The following is an 8,026-nucleotide window of genomic DNA, read 5'->3' on the forward strand; positions in this document are numbered from 1 at the left end:
GACGCGGCCCGGCTGCGCCGGCTCGCCGACCGGTACGCGCCGGGGAGGGTCGTGTTCACCGGCGGGCTCGACCACGCCACGACCACCGACCACTACGCCGCCGCCGACGTGTTCGCGATGCCGTGCCGCACCCGGCGGGCCGGGCTGGAGGCGGAGGGCCTGGGCATCGTCTTCCTGGAGGCGTCCGCCGCCGGGCTCCCGGTCGTCGTCGGCGACTCGGGCGGCGCGCCGGACACGGTCCTGGACGGGGTCACCGGCCGGGTGGTCGACGGCCGCTCGCCGGCCGCGGTCGCCGCCGCTCTCGCCGAGACGCTCACCTCGCCGGAGGAGCGGGCGCGGCGCGGCACGGCGGGCCGGGAGTGGGTGGCCCGGCACTGGTCCTGGGAGGGCTCGGCGGAGCGGCTGAACCGGCTGCTGGACCCGGACCTGCCGATCACCGTCATGACGGCTGCTCTCCGCGCAGGTACGCCAGCACGGCCAGGACCCGACGGTTGCCTTCGCTCGGGTCGAGGTCGAGCTTCATGAAGACGTTGCTCGCATGCTTGACCACGGACGCCTCGGTCACCGTCAGCCGCCGGGCGATGGCCTGGTTGTTGAGGCCTTCGGCCATCAGCGCGAGCACCTCGCGCTCGCGCGGCGTCAGCCTCGACAGCGGTCCGTCGGAGGCCTTCAGCAGCACCCGGATCACCTCCGGGTCGACGACGGTCTGCCCGCCGGCGACCCGGTCCAGCGCGTCGAGGAACTCGGAGACCTCGCCCACCCGGTCCTTGAGCAGGTAGCCGAGGCCGCCCCCGTCCGCCGCGGGGCCGGTGAACAGCTGCTTGGCGTAGGCGGTCGCCACGTACTGGGAGAGCACCAGGACGGGCAGGCCGGGGTGCCTGGCGCGCAACTCCAGTGCGGCGCGCAGCCCTTCGTCGCGGAAGTCCGGCGGCATCCGTACGTCGGTGAGGACGACGTCGGGCCGGTCGGCGTCCACCGCGCGCGCCAGTTCGGCGGCGTCGCCGACGGCGGCCACCACCTCGTGGCCGACCCGGGTGAGCACCTCCACCAGTCCGGCCCTGAGCAGGACGGCGTCCTCGGCGAGCACTACGCGGAGCACGGCACCTCCACCCGCAGCCGGGTCGGTCCGCCGACGGGACTGCTCACGATGAGCCTGCCTTTCAGGATCGCCACCCGGTCGGCCAGCCCTTGCAGCCCGGACCCGGCGGACGGATCGGCGCCGCCGCGTCCGTCGTCGCTGACGACCAGGACCAGCCGGTCGCCCGCCAGCCGGCCGTGCACGGCGACCGCCCCTGCACCGCTGTGCTTGGCCGCGTTGGCCAGGGCCTCGTTGACGGTGAAGTACGCCGTCGTCTCCACCGGTCCCGGCAGCCGCCGCGGCAGGTCGATGTCGACGGTGACCGGAACGGGGTTGCGCAGGGCGAGCTCCTCCACCGCCGCGGCCAGGCCGTGGTCCGTCAGCCACCTGCGGATGGATGTCGCGGACGAGGCTGCGCAGCTGCTCCAGCGCCTGGCGGGCCTCGCCGCGGGCCCGGGCGATCAGGGGCAGCGCGGCGCCCTGACCATGACCCTGGGCCTGCCCGCGCAGCTCCAGTTCGGCCAGGCCCAGGGTCATGGTCAGGGCGACGAGCTGCTGCTGGGCACCGTCGTGCAGGTCCCGCTCGATGCGGCGCCGCTCGGCCTCGAACGCGTCCACGAGCCTGGCCCGGGAGCGGGTCAGCTCGATGATCCGGCGGCCGAGGTCCTCCTCGCGGGCGGAGAGCAGGAATCGGGCCGTCCTGACCTGCGCCCCGGCGAGCAGCCCGCCCGCGTAGGCGGCCAGCACCAGGCCGACGAGCCCCGCCGCCGTACCCGGCAGGCCGCCGACCGGATCGGAGATCGACCGGCCCGGGATCAGCATCACCGTGTCGGGGGCTATCGCCCACACGATCACCGGGGTCACGAGCAGCATCGCCGAGAGGGCCAGGAGAGCGGTGAAGCCGAGGCCGGCTGCGGTGAACACGGTGGCGAACAGCAGGGTGTAGGCCAGCTCGCGCCAGGTGGCGCGTTCCTTGAACCGGGTCCGCAGCCACGGCCACGCGCCGGCACCGGGCAGCGAGGCGTGCGGGTCGGGCAGCGGCACCGGCTCCACGATCCGCAGCCGGAGCCGCTCCAGTGCGGCCACCGGGATCCCGACGACCGGGACGCCTGCCAGGACCAGCAGCCCGACCCCGACCACCGACAGCCCCACGCCCACGGCGAGCAGCAGCGCTAAGACCGTGAGCAGCAGGACGCCGAGCACGGTGCCGCTCAGCAGGAACGCCCAGGCGCGCAGCGGCCACAGGGACCGGAGGAAGCGGTCGGGGCGCCGCCGCACGGCCTCCCAGACGGCGACGGTCATCGTGGCGGGCCCTCCCGTGAGTTCGGGGAACGCCTCCCCGCATGCTCCGTACAAGATCCACTGTAGCCGGTCGCGGATCCCGCCCGCCGAGGGGCGACCGGCACAGGTGCGCCCTGACTGTCGCCACTTGCACCATAGGTGCTCAGAGTTGCAAATTCTGTCGCCATTATTGACGCCAATGAGCAATCACAGTGCACTGGTTGCGCACTCCTCCTCAGCCCCCCGACGCAAGGAGTCCGCCATGCCGTCCCTCCGCACGTCCCGGCGCAGAATCGCGGCCGGCGCACTTTCAGCCGTCCTGCTTGTCCTGCCACTCGCCCCCACCTCCCACGCCGCACCCACCGCCACCTCCGGCGACGGCCGGGCGCTCGCCGTCACCCCGCCCATGGGCTGGAACGACTGGGCCCACTACCAGTGCGGCATCGACGAACGGACCGTCACCGCCAACGCCGACGCCCTGGTCTCCACCGGCCTCGCCGCCAAGGGCTACGACACCGTCACCGTGGACGACTGCTGGATGTCCACCACCCGCGACACGAGCGGCAACCTCACCGCCGACCCGGCCAAGTTCCCGCACGGCATGGCCTGGCTCGGCTCCTACCTGCACACCCGCGGGCTGAAGTTCGGCATCTACGAGGACGCCGGCTCCACCACCTGCGGCGGCTACCCCGGCAGCGGCATCGGCGCGAACGGCGAACCCGACCACTTCGCCCAGGACGCCGCCGCCTTCGCCGCATGGGGCGTCGACTACCTCAAGCTCGACGGCTGCAACCTCCGCCTCGCCCCCGGCCAGACCCAGGAACAGGCCTACCGCCAGGCGTACGACGCCCAGTCCGCCGCGCTCCGGGCCTCCGGCCGCGACATCGTGTTCTCCGAGTCCGCGCCCGCCTACTTCCAGAGCGGCGAGTGGGGCAACCGGACCTGGTACGACGTGCTCTCCTGGGTCGGCCAGGACGGCCAACTCTGGCGCGAGGGCTACGACATCGCCACCTACGACGCCGCCCACCCCAACGCGAGCCGCTGGTCCAGCGTGCTCGGCAACTACGGCTACAACCGCTGGATCGGCTCCTTCGCCTCCCCCGGCAACTGGAACGACCCCGACTTCCTGATCGCCGGTGACTCCGGCCTCACCGACGACGAGGCACGCAGCCAGGTGGCCCTCTGGTCGATGATGGCCGCCCCGCTGATCCTCTCCTCCGACGTCTCCCACCTCACCCCCGCGGGTCTGGGCGCGCTCGGCAACACCGACCTCATCGCCGTCGACCAGGACCCGCTGGGCCGTCAGGCCGGCGTGGTGTCCGCCACGTCCGCCACGTCCAGCGCCGACGTCCTGGCCCGGCCGCTCGCCAACGGGGACCGCGCGGTCGCGGTGCTGAACCGCTCGAACACCGCACAGAGCGTCACCGTCCCACTGTCGAACATCGGGCTGCCCGGCTGCACCGCGACGGCCAAGGACCTGTGGACCGGACAGACGTCGGCCGTCTCCGCCTCCCTGAGCCAGACCGTCCCGGCCCACGGCACCGCCGTCTGGCGGCTCACCCCCGGCGCCGGCTGCGGCCCCGCCGTCCCGACCGGGCAGTTCACCGGCAACGGCGCCAAGTGCATGGACGACACCGCGAGCGGCACCGCGGACGGCACCGCCGTGATCCTCTACGACTGCACCGGCAACCCCAACCAGCGCTGGACGAGGAACGCCGACGCCACCGTCCGCACCCTCGGCAAGTGCCTCACCGCCACCGGCACTTCGGCCGGCAGCCGGGTCGTGCTCGGCACCTGCACCGGTAGCACCCTCCAGCAGTGGTCCCCCACCCCTGACGGCACCCTCACCGCCGCCGGCCTCTGCCTGGACGTGACGGGCGGCGCCACCACCTCCGGCACGGCGCTGGAGCTGTGGACCTGCGGCAGCCACCAGGCCAACCAGTACTGGTCGCTCCCGGTCTGACCGATCCGACCGGTTCCGACCAGTCCGACCAGTCCGACCAGTCCGACCGGAACGAGGCACGACGGGCGGGGGCTTCGGCCCCTGCCTCAGCCGTCGAGCAGCACCTCCTCCTACGGCGCGGGCGGCGGGTCGAGGACGTCCCGGATCCGGCCGACGCGCGCGAGCAGCGACTCAACTGCTGGATCTGCCCGTAGCCGACCGCCCCGCAGGCCCTGGCTATGGCAGCTTGGAGGCATGAGCGACACGACCACGCCCCCGCCGCACCGCACCCTGATCGTGCTGCGCCACGCCAAGTCCGCGTGGCCGCCGGGCGTCCCGGACGAGGAACGCCCGCTGGGCCCGCGCGGACGGCGCGACGCGCCGGAGGCCGGCCGGTGGCTGCACGACCGCGGCCTGCTGCCGGACGCGGTGGTGTGCTCACCGGCGCGACGGGCACGCGAGACGTGGGAACTGGCCTCCGCCGAACTGCCGCAAGCTCCTGCCGCGACCTTCGACCCCAGGGTGTACACCGCCGACGCCGACGACCTCATCCCGGTGCTGCGCGAACAGCCCCGCCACGCGACGACCGTCCTCCTGATCGGCCACAACCCGGCCCTCGAAGACCTGATCCTCGACCTGGCCGCCGACACGGGCGGCGAGGCCCTCGACCGCATCCGGGAGAAGTACCCGACCAGCGGCATCGCCGTGCTGGAACTCCCCGACGCATGGCCCGAACTGGGCTCGTCCCCGGCCCGCCTCGTCGACTTCGCCATCCCCCGCGGCACACGCCCCTGACCGGCACTCGGAACCGCCTGGGCCCTATGCGAAACGGCCAACGAGCGGACGGCCGCCGCGCCCCGACCCCGTCGCCCGCACGGCGACCGCCCGCACCGGCGGCGGCGCGGCGGCGATCACACCCGCCAGGCCGTCCGGCCCGCCACCCTTCTCGTGCTCTCGCTCTCGCACTGACACAGCATCAACTCCGCGGTCGGGCAGCCGTCGCCGATTTTCGACACTCCGAACAAAATCGCGAAAATGAAAGGTTATTCACATCATCCGAAACCACTACTATTCCAGCTTCATGCCGTTCGCATGGAAATCTCCCCTATGATGTGCAGCGCCGGAAATGCTACCCTAGAAAGGATGAAAAAATGAGCGACAATGCCGACACTCGGGCCTAGTTCGACGAGATCGACACCGACGGCGACGGCTTCATCACCGCCGACGAGCTGAAGGCGTTCCTGCAGCGGAACCCGAAGGTCAGCGACGCGAACGTGGCCCAGACCTTCTCGTTCGCCGACGACAACAGCGACAACCAGATCAGCTACGACGAGTTCGCCACCTTCATTCGCTGACCCCACAGAAGGAATTCCGGGGCGGCACGGACAGCCGCCGCCCCGGAATTCCCGCAGGCCCCGGTCATCGCCGGAACCAACCGGCTCGGCCTCATTGTTTCCACCGCAGCGCCAGCCGTCGCGCCGGGCATAATCCCTGACCGGACCCTGCGCCTGGGGGAGCTCGACGGGGAGCTCAGGGCGTAGGACCGGCCTGCGTCAGCGCCTCCCGCAGCTCCGCCGCACTCGCGAAGCCGCGTCCCGGCCGCTCGTCGAGCGCCTCGTCGATGACGGCCGCCAGGGCGCGCGGAACACCGGCCTCCCGCTCGCGGATCGGCACGGCGGCCTCCCGCAGCACGACGTACCAGGGGTCCTTCTCGCGGGGGAAGTCGCGGGGCACCGTGCCGGTCAGCATCTGGTAGAGGCAGGCGGCGAGCGCCCAGAGGTCCACGCCGGGCGAGGCGTTGCGGAAGTCGATCACCTGCTGCCGGGCCGAGTAGGTGGGCTTGCCCGCCACCGCACCGGTGCGGGTCAGGCCACTCAGGCCCGCCTGGTCGAAGGCCTTGGCGAGGCCGAAGTCGGCGACCTTCGCCGTGCTCACCTCATTCCCAGCACCCGCCCCCGCACCGCCCGCCGTCCGGTGCAGGAGGATGTTGGAGGGGCTGAGGTCGCGGTGCACCACGCCCTGGCCGTGGGCGTGTTCGAGCCCGTCGAGCGCCTGGAGGGTGATCCGCAGCGCCTCGTCCGCCGGCAGCCGGCCCCCGGCGGACCGGCTCAGCAGCCGGTCCAGGCTGCCGTCGGTGCAGTACTCGGTGGTCAGGTAGAAGGTGCCGTCGGCGAAGCCGGTGTCGAGCAGCGGGACGACGTTCGGGTGGCGCAGCGCCCGGGTGAGCGCCATCTCGCGCAGGAAGCGGGCCCGGGAGGTCGAGCTCGCGGCCACCTTCGGCAGCATGACCTTCAGCGCCACCTCCCGTCCGGTGGCCTCGTGCCGGGCCAGGTAGACCGCGCCCATGCCGCCGCGGCCGAGTTCGCGGATCACCTCGTAGCCGGAGATCGACGCGAGGTCGGCGCGCCCGCCGGCGGCGAGTTCGAGCAGCAGCTTCAGCACGGCGGCCGGCTCGGCCTGGCAGGACGCGCACAGCACCGCGCCCGCGCGGCCGTCCGCGGCCTTGCCGAGGTCCCGGCCGCACTTGGCACAGTGCCGCGCGACCGGCCCGGGTGTGGAGCCGAGGGTGATCCCGACCCGGAAGACCGTGCTGCCGAGCCGGATCTCGTCGCCGTCGACGAGGTCGTGTTCGGGGTAGGAGTCCTCGGCGGCCTCGCTGGGTGCGAGGCCCTCGGCCCGCCGTCCGATCATCTTCCCGTTGACGTAGGTGCCGTTGAGGCTGCCGAAGTCGCGGATCCGGACGTCCGGCGGGTTGATGTCGAGCAGGCAGTGGTGGCGGGAGACGGTGCGGTGGTGCTCGTCGCTGGGCAGCCGGGGCGAGCAGTCGGAGGAGCGGCCGAGCACGCAGGTGGTGCGCTCGTCGTAGACGTACTCGGCGGGTTCGAGGCGGCCCTTGACGAGGGTGAGGGTGACGCGGGCCGGGGTGGTCATCGGTCTCCTTCGGCGGACTCGGGGGCGTCGGGGGACTCGTCGGGCCGACGAGCGCCCCCGGGCGACAGCGCGAGTGCGTCACCGTCCGCGTCGGCATCGGCATCGGCCACGACCGCGGCTCCGTCCGCGACGGTCCCGGCGAGGAGCGCCCGCCCGAGCGGCTGGACCAGCAGCCGGTCGACGGCGTGCTCCAGCGCGCGGGCGCCGGTGCGCGCGTCGGTCCCGTGGCGCAGTAGCAGCCGGCGGGCGGCGTCGGTGAGGGTCAGCTCGACGGACCGGTCGCGGAGCCGTTCGCGGACCTGGGCGAGCAGCTTGTCGAACACCTGCTCCAGGGCGGCGGGCGTCAGCGGCGAGAAGACGACGATGTCGCCGATCCGGCCGAGCAGTTCGGGCCGCAGCTCGGCCCGGAGCGCCGCCATGATCCGCTCCCGCCCGGTGTCCTCATCCGCATGCGACGGGAGCCCGGCGCCGCCGAAGCCGAAGGGGCCGCGGGGAGGAGCGGCCGGGGCCCTCGCCGCACCGAGGTTGGAGGTCATGATGACGACGGACTCGCCGAACGGCACCCGCCGCCCCCAGGCGTCCGTCAGCTGCCCCTCGTCGCAGATCTGAAGGAGCAGGTCGAGGATCTCGGGGTGCGCCTTCTCGACCTCGTCGAAGAGCACGACGCTGTGCGGTTGGTCCCGGAGCGGCCCGCTGAGCCGGCCCTCGCGGTCGTGGCCGAGGTAGCCGGGCGGGGCGCCTCCGAGTACACCCTGGGCCAGGAGATCACCGCCGAGCTGTTCGAGGCGGGTGTC

5 protein-coding genes and 3 pseudogenes are annotated in these 8,026 nt (G+C 73.0%); 4 read left to right on the forward strand and 4 right to left on the reverse strand.

Translation table 11 applies throughout. The features are described from left to right. A pseudogene (locus AB0O00_RS23810) lies at positions 1 to 423 on the forward strand (glycosyltransferase); the annotation flags it as partial. Between the two features lie 16 nt (positions 424 to 439). On the opposite strand, the gene AB0O00_RS23815 reads toward AB0O00_RS23810, so the two are convergent. Both AB0O00_RS23815 and AB0O00_RS23820 read right to left on the reverse strand, forming a co-directional pair. Then, entirely contained in the window at positions 440 to 1,099 is a 660-nt protein-coding gene (locus tag AB0O00_RS23815; protein ID WP_363654916.1) for a response regulator transcription factor, read from the reverse strand. Next, positions 1,087 to 2,380: pseudogene (locus tag AB0O00_RS23820) on the reverse strand (sensor domain-containing protein). The gene AB0O00_RS23815 and the pseudogene AB0O00_RS23820 overlap by 13 nt, the downstream one beginning before the upstream one ends. Positions 2,381 to 2,621: 241 nt before the next feature. Here AB0O00_RS23820 and AB0O00_RS23825 point away from each other — a divergent pair. From AB0O00_RS23825 to AB0O00_RS23835, 3 genes and pseudogenes are all read left to right on the forward strand, one after another. After that, positions 2,622 to 4,322: a ricin-type beta-trefoil lectin domain protein gene (locus AB0O00_RS23825; RefSeq protein ID WP_363654918.1), complete on the forward strand. Its 1,701-nt coding sequence runs from the start codon at positions 2,622 to 2,624 to the stop codon at positions 4,320 to 4,322. A gap of 234 nt (positions 4,323 to 4,556) precedes the next feature. After that, positions 4,557 to 5,096 carry a histidine phosphatase family protein gene (locus tag AB0O00_RS23830; RefSeq protein WP_363654920.1) on the forward strand — a complete coding sequence of 180 codons (540 nt, stop codon included), beginning with the start codon at positions 4,557 to 4,559 and terminating at the stop codon, positions 5,094 to 5,096. Positions 5,097 to 5,485: 389 nt separating this feature from the next. Continuing rightward, positions 5,486 to 5,656, forward strand: a pseudogene (locus AB0O00_RS23835) (EF-hand domain-containing protein); the annotation flags it as partial. A 175-nt stretch (positions 5,657 to 5,831) separates the two neighbouring features. Here the strand turns inward: AB0O00_RS23835 and AB0O00_RS23840 are convergent. Then, positions 5,832 to 7,232, reverse strand: a complete 1,401-nt coding sequence (locus tag AB0O00_RS23840) for a protein kinase (protein WP_363654922.1) — start codon at positions 7,230 to 7,232, stop codon at positions 5,832 to 5,834. Continuing rightward, the coding region (locus AB0O00_RS23845; protein WP_363654924.1) for an AAA family ATPase at positions 7,229 to 8,026 on the reverse strand (798 nt) is incomplete at its 5' end. The genes AB0O00_RS23840 and AB0O00_RS23845, both read right to left, overlap by 4 nt.

Source organism: Kitasatospora sp. NPDC093558, from assembly GCF_040683475.1.
Classification (GTDB): Bacteria; Actinomycetota; Actinomycetes; order Streptomycetales; family Streptomycetaceae; genus Kitasatospora.

What these genes read in the sequence shown, in the direction of transcription:
- AB0O00_RS23840 (WP_363654922.1), bottom strand. Translation starts at nt 7,232, where the DNA reads ATGACCACCCCGGCCCGCGTCACCCTCACCCTCGTCAAGGGCCGCCTC.
- AB0O00_RS23825 (WP_363654918.1), top strand. Translation starts at nt 2,622, where the DNA reads ATGCCGTCCCTCCGCACGTCCCGGCGCAGAATCGCGGCCGGCGCACTT.
- AB0O00_RS23830 (WP_363654920.1), top strand. Translation starts at nt 4,557, where the DNA reads ATGAGCGACACGACCACGCCCCCGCCGCACCGCACCCTGATCGTGCTG.